Origin of the sequence: Caballeronia temeraria, assembly GCF_001544795.2 — a bacterium.
In the GTDB taxonomy this organism is placed as follows: Bacteria; Pseudomonadota; Gammaproteobacteria; order Burkholderiales; family Burkholderiaceae; genus Caballeronia; species Caballeronia temeraria.
This window is the reverse complement of record NZ_FCOI02000014.1, coordinates 128133-145383: the sequence shown is the minus strand read 5'-3', so window position 1 is coordinate 145383 and position 17251 is coordinate 128133. Positions and strand designations below refer to the sequence as shown.

18 protein-coding genes are annotated in these 17251 nt (G+C 63.3%); 14 read left to right on the top strand and 4 right to left on the bottom strand.

The window, feature by feature from the left end; translation table 11 throughout:
• The first annotated feature begins 6 nt into the window (after nt 1-6).
• Together AWB76_RS21020 and cysM are read left to right on the top strand one after the other, a co-directional pair.
• Nucleotides 7-384, top strand: a complete 378-nt coding sequence (locus tag AWB76_RS21020) for a ComEA family DNA-binding protein (protein ID WP_061162061.1) — start codon at nt 7-9, stop codon at nt 382-384.
• 269 nt (nt 385-653) lie between these two features.
• Nucleotides 654-1556 (top strand): cysteine synthase CysM, encoded by a 903-nt coding sequence (gene cysM / locus AWB76_RS21015; protein WP_061162111.1) that lies wholly within the window; start codon nt 654-656, stop codon nt 1554-1556.
• Nucleotides 1557-1630: 74 nt separating this feature from the next.
• On the opposite strand, the gene mltB is transcribed toward cysM, so the two are convergent.
• A complete protein-coding gene (gene mltB / locus AWB76_RS21010; RefSeq protein WP_061162060.1) occupies nt 1631-2803 on the bottom strand; it encodes a lytic murein transglycosylase B in 1173 nt (390 codons plus the stop codon).
• A gap of 307 nt (nt 2804-3110) precedes the next feature.
• On the opposite strand from mltB, the gene AWB76_RS21005 reads away from it, so the two are divergent.
• Nucleotides 3111-4034 carry a histone deacetylase family protein gene (locus AWB76_RS21005; RefSeq protein WP_061162059.1) on the top strand — a complete coding sequence of 308 codons (924 nt, stop codon included), beginning with the start codon at nt 3111-3113 and terminating at the stop codon, nt 4032-4034.
• Here the strand turns inward: AWB76_RS21005 and AWB76_RS21000 are convergent.
• Complete coding sequence (locus AWB76_RS21000) at nt 4031-4915, bottom strand: alpha/beta hydrolase (protein WP_061162058.1); 885 nt, start codon at nt 4913-4915, stop codon at nt 4031-4033. The genes AWB76_RS21005 and AWB76_RS21000 overlap by 4 nt on opposite strands.
• Before the next feature lie 167 nt (nt 4916-5082).
• Between AWB76_RS21000 and AWB76_RS20995 the strand changes: the two genes are divergently transcribed.
• From AWB76_RS20995 to AWB76_RS20970, 6 genes are all read left to right on the top strand, one after another.
• Nucleotides 5083-6117, top strand: a complete 1035-nt coding sequence (locus AWB76_RS20995) for a methionine ABC transporter ATP-binding protein (protein WP_061162057.1) — start codon at nt 5083-5085, stop codon at nt 6115-6117.
• The gene (locus tag AWB76_RS20990) at nt 6107-6760 is read left to right on the top strand and encodes a methionine ABC transporter permease (protein WP_061162056.1); all 654 of its coding nucleotides are present in this window, start codon (nt 6107-6109) and stop codon (nt 6758-6760) included. Before AWB76_RS20995 ends, AWB76_RS20990 begins: the two co-directional genes overlap by 11 nt.
• 14 nt (nt 6761-6774) lie before the next feature.
• Nucleotides 6775-7569 carry a MetQ/NlpA family ABC transporter substrate-binding protein gene (locus AWB76_RS20985; protein WP_061162055.1) on the top strand — a complete coding sequence of 265 codons (795 nt, stop codon included), beginning with the start codon at nt 6775-6777 and terminating at the stop codon, nt 7567-7569.
• A 186-nt stretch (nt 7570-7755) separates the two neighbouring features.
• Nucleotides 7756-8505: an electron transfer flavoprotein subunit beta/FixA family protein gene (locus AWB76_RS20980; protein WP_061162054.1), complete on the top strand. Its 750-nt coding sequence runs from the start codon at nt 7756-7758 to the stop codon at nt 8503-8505.
• A 15-nt stretch (nt 8506-8520) separates the two neighbouring features.
• The gene (locus AWB76_RS20975) at nt 8521-9456 is read left to right on the top strand and encodes an electron transfer flavoprotein subunit alpha/FixB family protein (RefSeq protein ID WP_061162053.1); all 936 of its coding nucleotides are present in this window, start codon (nt 8521-8523) and stop codon (nt 9454-9456) included.
• 115 nt (nt 9457-9571) lie between these two features.
• Nucleotides 9572-11362 carry an acyl-CoA dehydrogenase gene (locus AWB76_RS20970; RefSeq protein ID WP_061162052.1) on the top strand — a complete coding sequence of 597 codons (1791 nt, stop codon included), beginning with the start codon at nt 9572-9574 and terminating at the stop codon, nt 11360-11362.
• Nucleotides 11363-11417: 55 nt separating this feature from the next.
• Here AWB76_RS20970 and AWB76_RS20965 read toward each other — a convergent pair whose 3' ends face one another.
• Nucleotides 11418-12710: a D-amino acid dehydrogenase gene (locus AWB76_RS20965; protein ID WP_061162051.1), complete on the bottom strand. Its 1293-nt coding sequence runs from the start codon at nt 12708-12710 to the stop codon at nt 11418-11420.
• Nucleotides 12711-12862: 152 nt separating this feature from the next.
• Between AWB76_RS20965 and AWB76_RS20960 the strand changes: the two genes are divergently transcribed.
• Together AWB76_RS20960 and AWB76_RS20955 are read left to right on the top strand one after the other, a co-directional pair.
• On the top strand, nt 12863-13351 hold the full coding sequence (locus AWB76_RS20960) for an Lrp/AsnC ligand binding domain-containing protein (RefSeq protein ID WP_061162110.1): 489 nt from the start codon (nt 12863-12865) through the stop codon (nt 13349-13351).
• A 67-nt stretch (nt 13352-13418) separates the two neighbouring features.
• On the top strand, nt 13419-14543 hold the full coding sequence (locus tag AWB76_RS20955; RefSeq protein ID WP_061162050.1) for a PA0069 family radical SAM protein: 1125 nt from the start codon (nt 13419-13421) through the stop codon (nt 14541-14543).
• 9 nt (nt 14544-14552) lie between these two features.
• Here AWB76_RS20955 and AWB76_RS20950 read toward each other — a convergent pair whose 3' ends face one another.
• Nucleotides 14553-15056, bottom strand: a complete 504-nt coding sequence (locus AWB76_RS20950) for a TM2 domain-containing protein (protein ID WP_061162049.1) — start codon at nt 15054-15056, stop codon at nt 14553-14555.
• Nucleotides 15057-15313: 257 nt separating this feature from the next.
• Between AWB76_RS20950 and rpsP the strand changes: the two genes are divergently transcribed.
• From rpsP to trmD, 3 genes are read left to right on the top strand one after another with little or no spacing between them, the layout of a single operon-like run.
• Nucleotides 15314-15568, top strand: coding sequence for a 30S ribosomal protein S16 (gene rpsP / locus AWB76_RS20945; protein ID WP_008342343.1), 255 nt, complete (start codon nt 15314-15316; stop codon nt 15566-15568).
• A 54-nt stretch (nt 15569-15622) separates the two neighbouring features.
• Nucleotides 15623-16357 carry a ribosome maturation factor RimM gene (gene rimM / locus AWB76_RS20940; RefSeq protein ID WP_061162048.1) on the top strand — a complete coding sequence of 245 codons (735 nt, stop codon included), beginning with the start codon at nt 15623-15625 and terminating at the stop codon, nt 16355-16357.
• Between the two features lie 25 nt (nt 16358-16382).
• Nucleotides 16383-17153 carry a tRNA (guanosine(37)-N1)-methyltransferase TrmD gene (gene trmD, locus AWB76_RS20935; RefSeq protein ID WP_061162047.1) on the top strand — a complete coding sequence of 257 codons (771 nt, stop codon included), beginning with the start codon at nt 16383-16385 and terminating at the stop codon, nt 17151-17153.
• Nucleotides 17154-17251: the final 98 nt, after the last annotated feature.

Here is a 17251-nt window from a genome sequence, read left to right as displayed (position 1 = left end):
TCAGTCATGTTCAAGCAAGCACTCTCGTCGATCGCTGCGTTCGCGCTCATTTTTTCCATCGGTAGCGCGTTCGCGGCCGTCGACGTCAATACCGCCAATACCGACGCGCTGCGCGGCATCAAGGGCATCGGTCCGGCGAAGGCGAAAGCCATTCTCGACGAACGTCAGGCGCACGGTCCGTTCAAGGACGCGAGCGATCTCAGCACGCGCGTGAAAGGCATGGGCGGCAAGACCGTCCAGCGGCTCGAAGCGGAAGGACTGACGATCGGCGGCGCAACGAGCAAGACCGCGGCCGTCGCCGCACCGCCGGGCGGCGCGAACTCGGCTGTCGCGACGCCGGTTTCGGCGTCCGCGTCGGCTAAACCGGTCGTCGTGAAGAAGTAACGCAAGTCCCGGGGCGCGCCCTGGTACGCGGCGCGCCATCGATCTCCTTCAGCCCTCGGATGTTTGGGCTCCCCGTGGACGGCCTCCCCGCGGGGCTTTTTGCGTTCGCATGCCGCGCGCGCATGCTTACAGTTCGATTCGGCAATCCATCCGCGCAGCAGGGGTGCGCCGGCATCGACGGGACCGGTGGGCTACAATCGACGCATCCCTATATCAATATCCCCGCTGGCGACACGTGTATTCCGTGGGGAATGGAATCGGCTCCGCATATGGCTTACATGACTATCGAAGACACGATCGGCAATACGCCGCTCGTGCAGCTCGTTCGCATCGTGGACGATGAAATCCGCAGCCGCAACAACGTCGTGCTGGGCAAGCTCGAAGGCAACAATCCGGCGGGCTCGGTGAAGGATCGTCCGGCTTTGTCGATGATCAGGAAAGCTGAAGAGCGCGGCCGCATCAAGCCGGGCGACACGCTGATCGAAGCGACGAGCGGCAATACGGGCATCGCGCTTGCGATGGCCGCTGCGATGCGCGGCTACAAGATGGTGCTGCTGATGCCGGAAGATCTGTCGATCGAGCGCCGTCAGAGCATGGCGGCATATGGCGCGGAGATCGTGCTGACGCCGGTGACGGGCGGCATGGAATACGCGCGCGATCTCGCCGATCAGATGCAGCGCGACGGCCGAGGCATCATCCTCGATCAGTTCGCGAATCCGGACAATCCGCTCGCGCACTACGAAGGCACCGGGCCCGAGCTGTGGCGTCAGACGGAAGGCCGCCTCACGCATTTCGTGTCGTCGATGGGCACGACCGGCACGATCATGGGCGTGTCGAAATATCTGAAAGAGCAGGACCCGAAGATCGAGATCATCGGCGCGCAGCCGGAAGAGGGCTCGCGCATTCCGGGCATTCGCAAGTGGCCGGAAGCGTATCTGCCGAAAATTTTCGATCGCAGTCGCGTGGATCGCGTCGAGAACGTGAGTCAGGCGGCGTCCGAATCCATGGCGCGGCGCCTCGCCTCGGTCGAAGGCATTTTTGCGGGCATTTCGTCGGGCGGCGCGTGCGAAGTCGCGCTGCGTATCGCGCGTCAGGTGGAGAACGCGACGATCGTGTTCATCGTCTGCGATCGCGGCGATCGCTATCTGTCGACGGGCGTGTTCCCGGCGTGATGCCGCGGATGTCGTAGGCACAATGAGAAAACCCCGGCTCGCCGGGGTCTTTCTTTTGAGACGGTGGCTGAACGTTACTGCGGGTTCGCGCCCGCGTCGCCCGCCATCATGCGCGCCTTTACCGCTTCGCCGAGCTGGTACACCGCGAGCGCGTAGAAGAAGCTGCGGTTGTAGCGCGTCAGCACATAGAAGTTCTTCAGCCCGAGCGTGTATTCGGTCGTGCGGCCGGGCGTCGGCAGATCGACGACGGTAAGCGGCGTCGGCGCTTCGGCATCGACGTTCACGCCCGGCTCGTTGAGCAGCATGCCGGCCTTCGTCAATTGCGCGAGCGACCACTTCGGCTCCGGCGAGCCGTCCGCGGCCGCCTGCGCGATGCCCTGGCTGCCGGCATCGCCGGCAATGCGCCACACGACCGGGCGGCCCGGCTCCCAGCCGTTCTGCTTCAGATAGTTCGCCACGCTGCCGATGGCATCGGCCGGGCTCGTGCGCAGATCGATGCGGCTGTTGCCGTCGAAATCGACCGCGTATTGCACGATGCTGCTCGGCAGGAACTGCGGAATGCCGATCGCGCCGGTGTACGAACCGAGCACGGTGGTCGGGTCGATCTGCGAATCGCGCGTCCACACGAGCAGGTCTTCAAGGTTCTTGCGGAACGTCGCCATGCGCTCGGCGCGGTTCGGCGTGTTCGGATAATCGAACGTGAGCGTGGTGAGCGCGTCGAGCGCGCGGAAGTTGCCCATGTACTTCCCGTAGATCGTCTCCACGCCGATGATCCCGACGATCACTTCCGGCGGCACGCCGAATTGCTCCGAGGCACGTTGCAGTGTCGCCTGATTCGCGCGCCAGAACTTCACGCCCGCGTTGATGCGCACCGGCTCGATGAAACGCGCCTGATACGCGCGCCAGTTCTTCGCCTGCGGCGTGGGCGACGGAAGCACCAGCTTCGCCGCGGTCGCCGAATAACTCACGCGGGCAAACAGGTCGTGCAGCGCCGACGAATCGAAGTCGTAGCGCGCGACCATGTCGTTAATGAACGCATCGACATTCGGATTGTTCGCGTAACGCTGCGGCACGATCTCTTCTTCGAACACCTGCCCTTGCGGCGTCGCGGCCTGCGGTTGCTGCGACTGCGCAAAAGTGCTGTTGCCGGAGAAGAAGCCGAGGGCGCAAACGAGGGAAGCAAGGAGTGCGCGCTTTGCCGGCCGGGATGGAGCCGTGAAGTGAAACGGAGCAAACGGGAAAGTCATAGTGTGCGTGGTTGGGGCGGTTGGGGCGATGCCGGATGCGCGAGCGGCCAAAACGCCTGTGAAGTTGAATCGATCGCAACGATTCTCAACGGAACGCAACAGCCTGCAACATGCCGCGCGCAATCGCTCGGCCGGCAAGGCGTCGGGGCAGTATAACCGACGCTTCGCGGCCATATCGGCCATGTGTCCGGGCGCGGGCGGCCGCATCGAACGGTGTGGTAACTTAACGTCAATTGCGCGACGCGTGGTCGCGTATGACGAAAAAATACGAGACGAGAGCCGACGAAAAGCGGCATTGCGAGACATCATGGCCACCGGCTTTTATTCGCACCCCGATTGCCTCCAGCACGACAACGGCCAATGGCATCCCGAATGTCCGGCGCGCCTGCAGGCGATCGAAGATCAACTGATCGCGAGCCGCATCGATTCGCTCATCGAGCGCGAGGAAGCGCCGCTCGCCGACGAAGCCGATCTCGCGCGCGTGCATACGCAGGCGCATATCGACTACATCAAGAGCCGCACGCCGGAATCGGGCAGAAGCGAGCTCGATCCCGATACCTCGATGTGCCCCCAGTCGTATCGCGCGGCCTTGCGCGCGGCGGGCGCGGCGGTCGCGGCCACCGATGCGGTCATCGAAGGGCGGTACGACAACGCGTTCTGCAGCATCCGGCCGCCGGGCCATCACGCGGAGCCCGCGCGCGCGATGGGCTTCTGCCTCTTCAACAATGTCGCGATCGCCGCGCGCCATGCGCTCGAGGTGCACGGCCTGCAGCGCGTCGCGATCGTCGATTTTGACGTGCATCATGGCAACGGCACCGAAGCCGCGTTCAGCGGCGACTCGCGCGTGCTGATGTGCAGCTTCTTCCAGCATCCGTTCTATCCGTTTTCCGGCGCCGACAATCACGCGGCGAACATGGTCAACGTGCCGCTCGCCGCGCGCACGAAGGGCATGCAGGTGCGCGAGGTCGTCGATTTGATGTGGCTGCCGCGGCTCGAAGAATTCAAGCCGCAGATGATCTTCGTCTCGGCCGGTTTCGATGCGCATCGCGAAGACGACATGGCGAACATGGGTCTCGTCGAGGACGACTACGCGTGGATCACCGAGCAGATTCGCGGCGTGGCGAAGCGTCACGCGCAAGGGCGCATCGTGAGTTGCCTCGAAGGCGGCTATAACCTGTCGGCGCTCGGACGCAGCGTCGTCGCGCATCTGCGGGTGCTGGCGGAAATCTAGCCGAAGGCGTGCGCACGCGCGTAGTCGGCCCGCACCAGCGTCCAGTCGATCAGCTCGCGGATCACGCGCTCGCGGTCGAGATCGTTGAGCGTTTCGTGGGCGCTGCCTTCGTGGATCATGAGCGTGCTGTCGGTCGATCCCGTGTTCGCTTCGAATTCGCGGCTGCCGGCGGGATCGCAGATCGCGTCCGCGCTGCCGTGAAAGACGAGCAGCGGCAGTTTGATCTCACCGCGCTTCGCCGCTACGCGCTCCATGCCGGCGAGAATCTGCGCGGCCGTGCGCGCCGGAACGGCCGCGTGAAGCACGAGCGGATCGCGTTTGTACGCTTCGACGACGCCCGGCGCCCGCGAAAGCAACGCCGGGTCGATACTGAACGCGGCGATGCGCGGCGCGACCGTGCCCACGATGCGGCTCAGCTTCGCCTTCCAGCGCGGCGTGCCTGCGCCGATTTTCAACGCCGCACTCGACAGGATCAGACCGGCCAGCTTTCTTTCCTGCGCGCGCTCGGCGGCGTAGAGCGCGGCGACCGTGCCGCCCATGCTGTGGCCCATCAGAAATAACGGCGTGCCGACGGGCGGCGTCGCGACGCACGCTTCGAGCAGGACGTCGGTGTCGCGCAGATAGTCGGTGAAGACGCGAACCCACGCCCGGTCGCCCGACGATTTCCCGTGTCCGCGCAGATCGATGCCGATCAGCTCGATCCCCGCCGCATTGAGCGCGATCGCGAGCGCGTCGTAACGTCCCGCGTGCTCGCCCAAACCGTGCACGAGCGCGATGCGCGCCTTCAACTCGATGTCCGGCGCGGGCTGCCAGCGATGCAGGAACAGTTCGACGCCATCGCGCGTCGTGACGGCGCTCGTCGAATAAATGTGGCGTGACATGGCGTGTAAATATCTCTGCGTTATTAGCCGATCGGAAATCATTATTAAACAGAATGTAACGTGTCCTGTAAAATCGCGGCCTTACGGTACCAAACAGCTAAGAACGAGCGGCGGCCGGCAGCGCGGGTGCGTTTTCACCCGGCGAGCCTTCCGCCGTTTGCATTTTCATGATCGAAATACGCAATCTCTCGCAGCGTTTCGCGGGGCCCCGAGGCTGGGTCGAAGCGCTGCACAACGTCAATCTGACGATTCCCGCCGGCGAAGTGTTCGGCATCATCGGGCGCAGCGGCGCGGGCAAGAGCACGCTGGTGCGCACCATCAATCTGCTGACGCGGCCGAGCGAAGGCAACGTCATCGTCGACGGACGCGATCTCACGACGCTCGGCAAGGACGATCTGCGCGCGGCGCGCCGCGACATCGGCATGATCTTTCAGCATTTCAATCTGCTGAGTTCGCGCACGGTGTACGGCAACGTCGCGCTGCCGCTCGAACTGGCCGGCAAGAAGCGCGCGGAGATCGAGGCGGCCGTCTTGCCGCTGCTCGATCTCGTCGGCCTCTCGACGCACAAGGACAAGTATCCCGCGCAGATCAGCGGCGGGCAGAAGCAGCGCGTGGGTATTGCGCGGGCGCTCGCGAGCAGGCCGAAAGTCCTGCTTTCCGATGAGGCCACGTCCGCGCTCGATCCGGAAACCACGCGTGCGATTCTCGATCTGCTGCGCAAGATCAATCGCGAGCTCGGGCTCACGATCGTGCTCATCACGCATCAGATGGAAGTGATCAAGCAGGTCTGCGATCGCGTCGCGGTGCTCGACGCCGGGCGCGTGGTGGAAGAGGGCAAGGTCGTCGATGTCTTCATGCAGCCGCATCACGAAGTCACGCGCGCGCTGATCGGCGACGTGATCGCGCACGAACTGCCGCCCGCACTGAAGGCGCGCGTCACCGAGCGTCTGAAGACCGGCAGCGGCCATTTGCTGCGCCTCGCGTTCACGGGTTCGGGCGTCGATCAGCCGATTCTCTCCGAGACGATCCGCCGCTACGAACTCGATTTCAACATCCTGCACGGCCAGATCGACGAGATTCAGGGGCAGGCGTTCGGGTCGCTCGCGGTGCTCGCGGGCGGCCAGCCGGTGAAGATCGCCGAGGCGATCGACTATTTGCGCTCGCAAGGCGTCGTGGTGGAGGAGTTGTCCCATGTTGAGTGAAATGTTCGACATGTTCGTCCAGTCGTTCTGGGAAACGCTGATCATGGTCGGCATCTCGGGACTCGTCGGCGCGGCCGTCGGTTTGCCGCTCGGCGTGCTGCTCTATCTGACCGACCGCGATGGCGTGCTCCAGAACATCGGCGTGAATCGCGTGCTCGGCGGCGTCGTCAATGCGGTGCGCTCGACGCCGTTCATCATTCTTCTCGTCGCGGTGATTCCGTTCACGCGGCTCGTCGTCGGCTCGTCGATCGGCACCGCGGCCGCGGTCGTGCCGCCGACCATCGCCGCTGCGCCGTTCATCGCGCGGCTCGTCGAGACCGCGCTGCGCGAAGTGGATCGCGGGCTGATCGAAGCCGCGCAGGCGATGGGCGCGACGACATCGCAGATCGTGTTCAAGGTGCTGTTGCCGGAATCGCTGCCGGGCGTCGTCGCCGGGTTGACGATCACCTTCGTGTCGCTCGTCGGCTATTCGGCGATGGCGGGCGCGATCGGCGGCGGCGGTCTCGGCGATCTCGGCATCCGCTATGGTTATCAGCGCTTCCTGCCCGAAGTGATGATTACCGTCGTCGTGATTCTCATCGTGTTCGTGCAGCTCGTTCAGTCGTTCGGCGACTGGCTCGTTCGTCGTCTCAGCCACAAATAACCACTCAAGAAACCATGCAACGTCGATACATTCTGAAGTTCGCCGCCGCGCTTTTGAGCGCAACGCTGTTCAATGGCGTGGCCCACGCTGAAGACGCGATCAAGATGGGCGTCACCGGCGGCCCGCACGCGCAGATCATGGACGTGGTGAAGCAGGTCGCCGCGAAGAACGGCCTGAAGATCACGGTCGTCGAGTTTTCGGATTACGTGCAGCCGAACGCCGCGCTCGCCGCCGGCGATCTCGACGCGAACAGCTATCAGCATCTGCCGTATCTCGACGCGCAGGTGAAGGATCGCGGCTACAAGCTCATCAAGATCGCCGATACGGTGACGTTCCCGATGGGCATCTATTCGAAGAAGCTGAAGTCGCTGTCGGCGCTCGGCAACGGCGCGCGCATCGCGGTGCCGAACGATCCGACCAACGGCGGCCGCGCGTTGCTGCTGCTGCAGAAGCAAGGTCTGATCAAGCTGCGCGCGGATGCGGGCCTCAAGGCGACGCCGCTGGATATCGTCGAGAACCCGAAGAAGCTGAAGATCGTCGAGCTCGACGCGGCGCAGATTCCGCGCTCGCTCGACGACGTCGATGCCGCCGCCATCAACACGAACTTCGCGATGGAAGCGGGGCTGAAGCCGAAGTCGGATGCGATTGCGATCGAAGATCCGCACGGTCCGTACGTGAACATCATCGCGATCCGCGCGGCCGACAAGGACAAGCCGTGGGTCGCCAAGCTCGTTGCGGCGTATCACTCGCCCGAAGTGAAGCAGTTCGTCGAAGGCAAATATGCCGGCGCGGTGATTACCGCCTGGTAATCGTTTTCACGGTGTTTTCATAGCCGGGTTCGGGTTTTCGTGAATATAAAAAGCACGATCGTTCGATTAAATTCGGCTCATATCTATTGCACGATGACCAACCCCACCCGCTTTTGGAGGGGTGTTCTGACGCGTCGCTCGTATAATGGCGCTGGGTTGACGTAATCGTAACTTTGGAGCGTGTGCATGAAAATTCTGGTGCCAGTCAAGCGCGTGGTCGACTACAACGTGAAGGTCCGTGTGAAGTCGGACAACACGGGCGTCGATATCGCCAACGTGAAGATGTCGATGAACCCGTTCGACGAAATCGCCGTGGAAGAGGCGGTGCGTCTGAGGGAAGCGGGTGTTGCTACGGAAGTGATCGCCGTGTCGTGCGGCGTGACGCAGTGTCAGGAAACGCTGCGCACGGCGTTGGCTATCGGCGCGGATCGCGCGATTCTCGTCGAATCCGCCGATGACCTTCAGCCGCTGGCGGTCGCGAAGATTCTGAAGGCGCTGGTCGATCAGGAAAAGCCTGAGCTGATCATTCTCGGCAAGCAGGCCATCGACGACGATTCGAACCAGACCGGTCAGATGCTGGCCGCGCTAGCCGGTTTGCCGCAAGCGACGTTCGCATCGAAGGTCGTCGTTGCCGATGGCAAAGCCACGGTGTCGCGCGAAGTCGATGGCGGCGCGGAAACGCTGTCGCTGAAGCTGCCGGCAGTCGTGACCACGGACCTGCGCCTGAACGAGCCGCGTTATGTGACGCTGCCGAACATCATGAAGGCGAAGAAGAAGCCGCTGACGACGGTGAAGCCCGCCGATCTGGGCGTCGACGTCGCGCCGCGCCTGAAGACGCTGAAAGTCGTCGAGCCGCCGAAGCGCAGCGCGGGCATCATGGTGCCCGACGTGAAGACGCTGGTCGAGAAGCTCAAGACCGAAGCCAAGGTGCTGTAAAGGAGACGCGAGAAAATGACGATCCTGGTAATTGCGGAACACGATAACGCGTCGATCAAGGCAGCGACGCTGAACACGGTTGCGGCGGCATCGAAGATCGGTGGCGACGTGCATGTGCTGGTCGCGGGCTCGAACGCGCAGGGCGCGGCGGATGCGGCGGCGAAGATCGCGGGCGTCAGCAAAGTGCTGCTCGCCGATGCGCCTCAGCTTGCCGATGGCCTCGCTGAAAACGTCGAAGGCACGGTGCTGAACATCGCGAAGGATTATTCGCACATTCTGGCTCCGGCAACCGCTTATGGTAAGAACATCGCGCCGCGTATCGCAGCGCATCTGGATGTCGCGCAAATCAGCGATATCACCGCCGTCGACAGCGCCGACACGTTCGAGCGCCCGATCTACGCCGGCAACGCGATTGCAACGGTTCAATCGAGCGATCCGATCAAGGTCATCACCGTGCGTGCGACGGGCTTCGATCCGGTGGCGGCGGAAGGCGGCAGCGCATCGGTCGAGAAGATCGACGCCGCAGCGGACGCGGGCATTTCGTCGTTCGTGAGCCGCGAAGTCACCAAGCTCGATCGTCCGGAACTGACGAGCGCGCACATCATCGTGTCGGGTGGCCGGGGTCTCGGCAGCGGTGAAAACTACACGAAGACGCTCGAACCGCTCGCGGACAAGCTCGGCGCGGCGCTCGGCGCATCGCGCGCGGCAGTCGATGCGGGCTACGTCCCGAACGACTTCCAGGTCGGTCAAACCGGCAAGATCGTCGCGCCGCAACTGTACGTGGCGGTCGGCATCTCGGGCGCGATCCAGCATCTGGCCGGCATGAAGGACTCGAAGGTCATCGTCGCGATCAACAAGGACCCCGAAGCGCCGATCTTCAGCGTGGCCGATTACGGTCTCGTCGGCGATCTGTTCTCGGTCGTGCCGGAACTGGTGAAAGAGCTCGGCTAAGCCGCGCGGTTGAGTCGAACACTCGCCACACAGAAGAACAATAGGGCGCGACAAATGTTGCGCCCTTTTTTTGTACCCGAATACCCGAAAATCCGAATTCGGAGGAGACAAAACGATGAACTACAACGCCCCGGTCAAGGACATGCTGTTCGTAGTGAAGGAACTCGCGGATATCGACAGCATCGCCGCGCTGCCCGGTCACGAAGACGCGGGCTTCGACACGGCGCAAGCTGTCGTCGAGGAAGCCGCGCGTTTCTGCGGCGAAGTGATCGCGCCGCTCAACGTCGATGGCGACCGCAATCCGAGCGCCTGGGCGAATGGCGAAGTCACGACGACGCCCGGCTTCAAGGACGCGTTCCGTCAGTTCGCGGAAGGCGGCTGGCAAGGCGTCGTGCATCCGGCGGACTTCGGCGGGCAGGGCTTGCCGAAGCTCATCGCGACGCCGTGCATCGAAGCGCTGAACTCGTCGAATCTTTCGTTCGCGCTGTGTCCGCTGCTCACCGACGGCGCCATCGAGGCGCTCCTCACCGCCGGCAGCGACGAACAAAAGTCGCGCTATCTGCCGAAGTTCATCAGCGGCGAATGGACCGGCACGATGAACCTCACCGAGCCGCAGGCCGGCTCCGATCTCGCGCTCGTGCGCGCGCGCGCCGAACCGCAGGGCGACGGCACGTTCAAGGTCTTCGGCACGAAGATTTTCATCACCTATGGCGAGCACGACATGGCGAAGAACATCGTCCATCTCGTGCTGGCGCGCACGCCCGATGCGCCCGAAGGCGTCAAAGGCATCTCGCTCTTTCTGGTGCCGAAGTTCCTCGTCAACGACGACGGCTCGCTCGGCGCGCGCAACGACGTGCATTGCGTGTCGATCGAGCACAAGCTCGGCATCAAGGCGAGCCCGACGGCCGTGCTGCAATACGGCGATCACGGCGGCGCGACCGGCTATCTGATCGGCGAGGAGAATCGCGGCCTCGAGTACATGTTCATCATGATGAACGCGGCGCGTTTCGCCGTCGGCATGCAGGGCGTCGGGATCGCGGAGCGCGCGTATCAGCAGGCGGTCGCGTATGCGAAGGAGCGCGTGCAGAGCCGTCCCGTCGATGGCAGCGCGAAGGCGCCGGTCACGATCATCCATCATCCCGACGTGCGCCGCATGCTCTCGACGATGCGCGCCTACACCGAAGGCGCCCGCGCGCTCGCCTATGTCGCGGCGGCGCACAGCGATCTCGCGCACGGCCATCCGGACGCGGACGCGCAGAAGAATCATCAGGCAATCTATGAATATCTCGTGCCGATCGTGAAGGGCTTTTCCACGGAAATGTCCGTCGATGTCGCGAGCATCGGCGTGCAGGTGCATGGCGGGATGGGCTTCATCGAGGAGACGGGCGCGGCGCAGCATTATCGCGATGCGCGCATTCTGCCGATCTACGAAGGCACGACGGCGATTCAGGCGAACGACCTCATCGGCCGCAAGACCGTGCGCGATGGCGGCGCGACCGCGCAGGCGCTGCTCGCGCAGATCGATCAGACCATCGCGGCGCTCGCCGACGTAGACGGCCAGCCGTTCAAGTCGATGCATCGGCATCTGAGCGCGGGGAGTCTGTCGCTCGCGCGCGCGATCGAGTTCATCGTCGCGAAGTTCAAGAGCGATCCGAATGCCGTGTTCGCGGGCAGCGTGCCGTATCTGCGGCTGGCGGGCATTGTCCTGTCCGGCTGGCAGATGGCGCGCGCGATGCTCGTTTCGCAGAAGAAGCGCGCGGAGGACGAGCGCTTCCACTCGGCGAAGATCGCGACGGCGGAGTTCTTCGCGGAGCACATTTTGTCGCTGGCGCCGGGCATCGAGGCGTCGATCGTCAGCGCGAACGGCAAGGAAGGCGTGCTCGCGCTGAGCGAAGATCAGTTCTGAAAACGGCGAAGGCGCCTGCATGAGGCGCCTTCGTTTTTTCCTGCGATGAAGCGAATTACGCGTTCGCGTATCCCGGACGCGTCTTCACACCGACATCGCCGAAGTAGCGATGCACCGACAGGTCGTCCGCGCGGATCGCGGGCTGCTTGCCCGACATCAGATCCGCCAGCAACTGACCCGAGCCGCACGACATCGTCCAGCCGAGGGTGCCGTGGCCCGTGTTCAGGAACAGGTTCGGCACGGGCGTGCGGCCGACGATCGGCGTGCCGTCCGGCGTCATCGGGCGCAGGCCGGTCCAGAACGTGGCGCTCGACGTGTCGCCGCCGCCCGGGAACAGGTCGTTCACGCACATTTCGAGCGTTTCGCGACGTGCCTGCTTCAGCTTCTTGTCGTAGCCGACGATTTCCGCCATGCCGCCCACGCGGATGCGGTCGTCGAAACGCGTGATCGCGATCTTGTACGTTTCGTCGAGCACGGTCGATACCGGCGCGCGGTTTGCATCGACGATCGGCGCGGTGATCGAATAGCCCTTCAGCGGATAGACCGGAATCTTCACGAGATCGCGGAGCAGCTTCGGCGAATACGAGCCGAGCGCGACGACGTAAGAATCCGCCGTCACCAGTTCCTTGCCGCACTGCACGCCGGCGATACGGCCATTGGCCACGGTGAGCGCGTCGATCGACGTGTTGTAGCGGAACTTGACGCCGAGGACTTCGGCCATTGCGGCGAGGCGCGTCGTGAACATCTGGCAGTCGCCGGTCTCGTCGTTCGGCAGGCGCAGTCCGCCCGTCAGCTTGTGCGACACGGCGGCGAGCGCCGGCTCGGCCCTCTTGAGTTCGTCGGCGGTGAGCAGCTCGAACGGCACGTTGGCGTCCTTCAGCACGGCGATGTCCTTACCGGCGCCATCGAATTGCTGTTGCGTGCGGAACAGTTGCAGCGTGCCGCCCATGCGGCCTTCATACGAGATGCCGGTGTCCGCGCGCAGCGCCTGCAGGCAGTCGCGGCTGTATTCGGCGAGACGGACCATGCGGCCCTTGTTCACCGTGTAGCGATCCTGCGTGCAGTTGCGCAGCATTTGCCACATCCACTGCAACTGGTTCATCGTGCCGTCGAGACGGATGGCGAGCGGCGCGTGCTTTTCGAACATCCACTTCACGGCCTTGAGCGGCACGCCTGGCGCCGCCCACGGCGATGCGTAACCCGGGGAGATCTGCCCGGCATTCGCGAAACTCGTTTCGAGCGCGGGCCCGGCTTCGCGGTCGATGACCGTGACTTCGTGGCCGGCGCGAGCGAGGTAATACGCGCTCGTCACACCAACGACGCCGCTTCCGAGAATAACGATTCGCATGGGATCTCCATCCAGATTCGATGAAACTTCCGTCTGAGCGCGCGTTAAGGTGATCGACGCGACAAACTGAAGCTCGTATAGTGTTATCGACTATGGTATGGACTTCGAGGCAGTTTTAGTTATTGTATTTGGTCGATTTTCAGGAAAAACCAATGCGAACACAGCGAAATCCGGTCCGCGCACTCGACAAGCTGGATCACAAGATTCTGAACATCCTTCAGGAAGACGGCCGCGTCGCGATGAAGGACCTGGCGGAGCGCGTCGGATTGTCCGTTACGCCGTGCATCGAGCGCGTGAAGCGCATGGAGCGCGACGGCGTCATCATGGGCTACTACGCACGCGTGAACCCGATGGAACTCGGCGCGGCGTTGCTCGTGTTCGTCGAGATCACGCTCGATCACAAAAGCGGCAACATGTTCGAGCAGTTCCGGCGTGAAGTGCAGAAGATTCCCGAGGTGCTCGAGTGCCATCTCGTGTCGGGCGACTTCGACTATCTGATCAAGGCGCGCATCGGCGAGATGGCGGACTATCGCAAGCTTCTCGGCGACATCCTGCTGCAACTGCCGGGCGCGGTGCAGTCGAAGAGTTATGTTGTGATGGAAGAGATCAAGGAGACGCTGAAGATTTTCGTCGAGACGTGATTTTTTGCTTGCGACGAAGCAGCGATACTGTATATTTATACAGTATCTATTGTGGGATTGTGTCGCAATGTCATCGCCGGATCGTGAGTTTCCCGTTGCGCCGCCCGCTCCGCTGAAGGGGCGCGGCGCAGTCACGAACATGCAAGGCCGCTACGAGAAAGACGCGCGCGAGCGGGTCGACGACGGCTGGCTGCACACTGCCTATTCGGAGGACCAAGGACCGCCGCCGCTGCGCACGCAGGTGTTCGAAGAGCGCGCGAAAACCATCCTCACCCGCAACAACTCGCCGGACATTCCGTTTTCCGTCTCGCTCAATCCGTATCGCGGCTGCGAGCACGGCTGTATCTACTGTTTCGCGCGCCCGACGCACAGCTACCTCGGGCTTTCGCCGGGACTCGATTTCGAAAGCCGCATTTACGCGAAGATCAACGCGCCCGAATTGCTCGAACGCGAACTCGCGAAGCCGAACTACGAACCCGAACCGATCGCGCTGGGCGTCAACACGGACGCATATCAGCCGGTCGAACGCGATCTGCAACTCACGCGGCGCGTCATTCAGGTGCTGCACGACTGCGGTCATCCGTTCGCGGCGATCACGAAGAGTTCGCTGATCGAGCGCGACATCGACCTGCTCGCGCCGATGGCCGAGCGCGGCCAGATGATGGCGGCGATCACCGTCACCACGCTCGACGCCGATATCGCGCGCACGCTCGAACCGCGCGCGGCGACACCCTCGCGCCGTTTGCGCACGATCCGCACGCTGGCCGAGGCGGGCATTCCGGTTGGCGTGAGCATCGCGCCGGTCATTCCGTTCGTGACCGAGCCGGACATGGAGCGTGTGCTGGAGGCGTGCGCCGAGGCGGGCGCGACGAGCGCGAGCTATATCGTGTTGCGTCTGCCGTGGGAAGTCGCGCCGCTCTTCAAGGACTGGCTCGCTGCGCATTTTCCCGATCGCGCGGATCGCGTGATGAGCCGCGTGCGCGACATGCGCGGCGGCAAAGATTACGACTCGGATTTCTCGAAGCGGATGAAAGGCGAGGGCCTGTGGGCCGACATGCTGAAGCAGCGCTTCCAGAAGGCAACCAGACGACTCGGTCTGAACGCGCGGCAGCGCGGCATTCTCGATATGTCCGAGTTCCAGCGGCCAGAGAAAAAAGCGGGACCATCAAGCCCGCAACTCGATCTGTTCTGAGCTGACGTTTTATTGCGACAGTGTTTTCGCTGCTTCGACCTGGGTTTCGAAATAGGTCTGGAAGGTGAGCGCGAGACCGGTCATCAACAGAAATGCGCCGATCAGCAGCGAAAAGATCACAACGAAGATGACCGTCCAGCCGGAGCGGCTGTCGCGGCCGGTATGCGCGTTGAACTGCGCGTCCCATCTGGCGTCGGGGCGCAGGCCGTAGACGATGGCCGACAGAAACGCCGCGAGCAGCGAAACCGCGCCCGGAAAGGCCAGCAACCAGCCGAGAATCGACGCGCGCTCCGTTTCGGCGAGCAGCAGATACCCGAACGCGCCCATGATGATGCCGACGATGTGCGCCCAGCCGTACTTGTCGCGCATTCCGTACAGATAGAAGCGGTGCAGGCCGATGTAGCCGAACAGAAATGCGAGCGCGGCGGTCAGCGTCTTCGAGCGGAAATACGGCGGAACCTGCTTGCCGGCCGGCTTGGAGCCGGATTGCGTGGCGACGGACGAGGAAGTCATCAGCGAAAGCGGTGGTGGAAGGAGGCGGGCGCCGCGTACGGGCCGACGCCGGTCTGACATTTTACGCTCTCGACCGGGCGCGCCACCAATGGCACATTGCCGCATCGGCGTGATTTCCGGTATCCGGAAACGCGTCGAATTCATGCCGGACTTCGCCTCGCATCCAAAAAATACGTTAAGTGTTTGTTCGAGCGTTGGAATCCGGCTATAATCGCCTGTTCTCGTTGTTCCGAACCCCGGTTTTCAAGGATTTCAGCATGGTCATCATCCGCTTGGCTCGTGGCGGCTCGAAGAAGCGCCCGTTCTACAACATCGTTGCAACCGACTCGCGTAGCCGCCGTGACGGCCGCTTCATCGAGCGCGTGGGCTTTTACAACCCGGTCGCCACGAAGGGCGAATCGCTGCGTATCGCTCAGGACCGCCTGACGTACTGGCAAGGCGTTGGCGCGCAACTGTCGCCGACCGTCGAGCGCCTCGTCAAGCAAGCTCAGCAAGCCCAACCGGCTGCCTGAGCTCGTTGAGTCGACGCTGTAGCAACCGCTCGAAACCTGCCCAAAGGTTCGCCGATGTCCGCGCGCGATTCTGAATCCGGCCGCGCATCGGAAAACATCGGCCGAACGAAGCCGGGGCAAGATGAAGGTTCCGCCACGTTTGGCGCGTTCGTCCGCAAGCCGGGCGCGCGCCGCGTGGCGGTCGACGTTTCGAGCAGCAACAAAGGCAGCAACCCGCAGGATGCCGCCATCGAGCCGGTCGAGGCTTTGCCTGACGACGCCGTCGAAGTCGGTTTCATCGCCGACGCATACGGTCTCAAAGGCTGGGTCAAGATCGTCCCGCATGCGAACGGCAAGCAGGGCGGCGACGCACTGCTGGACGCCAAACGCTGGTGGCTCGTCAAAGGCCGCGATCGCAAGTCTGTCCGCTGTTTGCAGTCGAAAGTGCACGCCGACACCATCGTCGCGCGCTTGGCCGGCTGCGACGACCGCGATGCGGCGCTCGCGCTGAAGGGCCACACGGTGAGTATCGCGCGCAGCGATTTCCCGAAGCTCGACAGCGACGACGAATTCTACTGGGTCGATCTGATCGGCCTGGATGTCGAGAATGAAGCTGGCGTGGCCCTGGGCCGCGTTGCCGATCTGATCGACAACGGCGCGCATTCCATCCTGCGGATCGAGTATCCGGGCACGAACAAGGATGGCGAGCCCGTCACCGAGGAGCGGCTGATCCCGTTCGTCGGCGTGTATGTAAAGACGGTGGACCGGACGGCGAAGCGTATCGTCGTCGACTGGGACGCCGATTATTGAACATCGGCACGTTACGGAGAGAGCGATGCAGTTCGATGTCGTAACGCTCTTTCCTGAAATGTTTCGCGCGCTGACCGACTGGGGCATCACCAGCCGGGCGGTGAAGCAGGAGCGGTTCGGTCTGCGCACGTGGAATCCACGCGATTTCACCACGGACAATTACCGCACCGTCGACGATCGCCCTTACGGCGGCGGCCCCGGCATGGTCATGCTGGCGCGTCCGCTGGAAGACGCGATCCACGCGGCGAAGGCTGCGCAGCGCGAGCAGGGCATCACGTCCACACGCGTCGTGATGATGTCTCCGCAAGGCGCGAAGCTGGATCACGATCGCGTGATGCGGTTTGCGCAGGAACCCGGCCTCGTGTTGCTGTGCGGCCGTTACGAAGCGGTCGATCAGCGTCTGATCGACCGTGAAGTGGACGAAGAAGTGAGCCTCGGCGACTTCGTGCTGTCCGGCGGAGAACTCCCCGCGATGGCGCTGATGGACGCCGTGGTGCGCCAGTTGCCCGGCGTGCTGAACGACGCGCAGTCGGCGGTGCAGGATAGTTTCGTCGACGTATTGCTCGATTGTCCGCACTACACGCGTCCGGAAGAGTACGACGGCGTACGCGTTCCCGATGTGCTGCTCGGCGGCCATCATAAGGAAATCGACGCGTGGCGCCGGCGCGAAGCATTGCGCAACACATTCAACAAGCGGCCCGATCTGATCGCGCGGGCGCGTGGCAGCAAGATGTTGAGCCGTGCCGACGAGGCGTGGCTCGCAGAACTCGCAAAGGAAGCGTCGAAGCCTGCATAGGTTTCGGGCGGACGAGCGGGAAAATGGGGGCGTCGAGCCGTATCGGCGCCTGAAGCAAACCCATCCTCTACCGGGGCCTGACTCAATACAAGGCACAC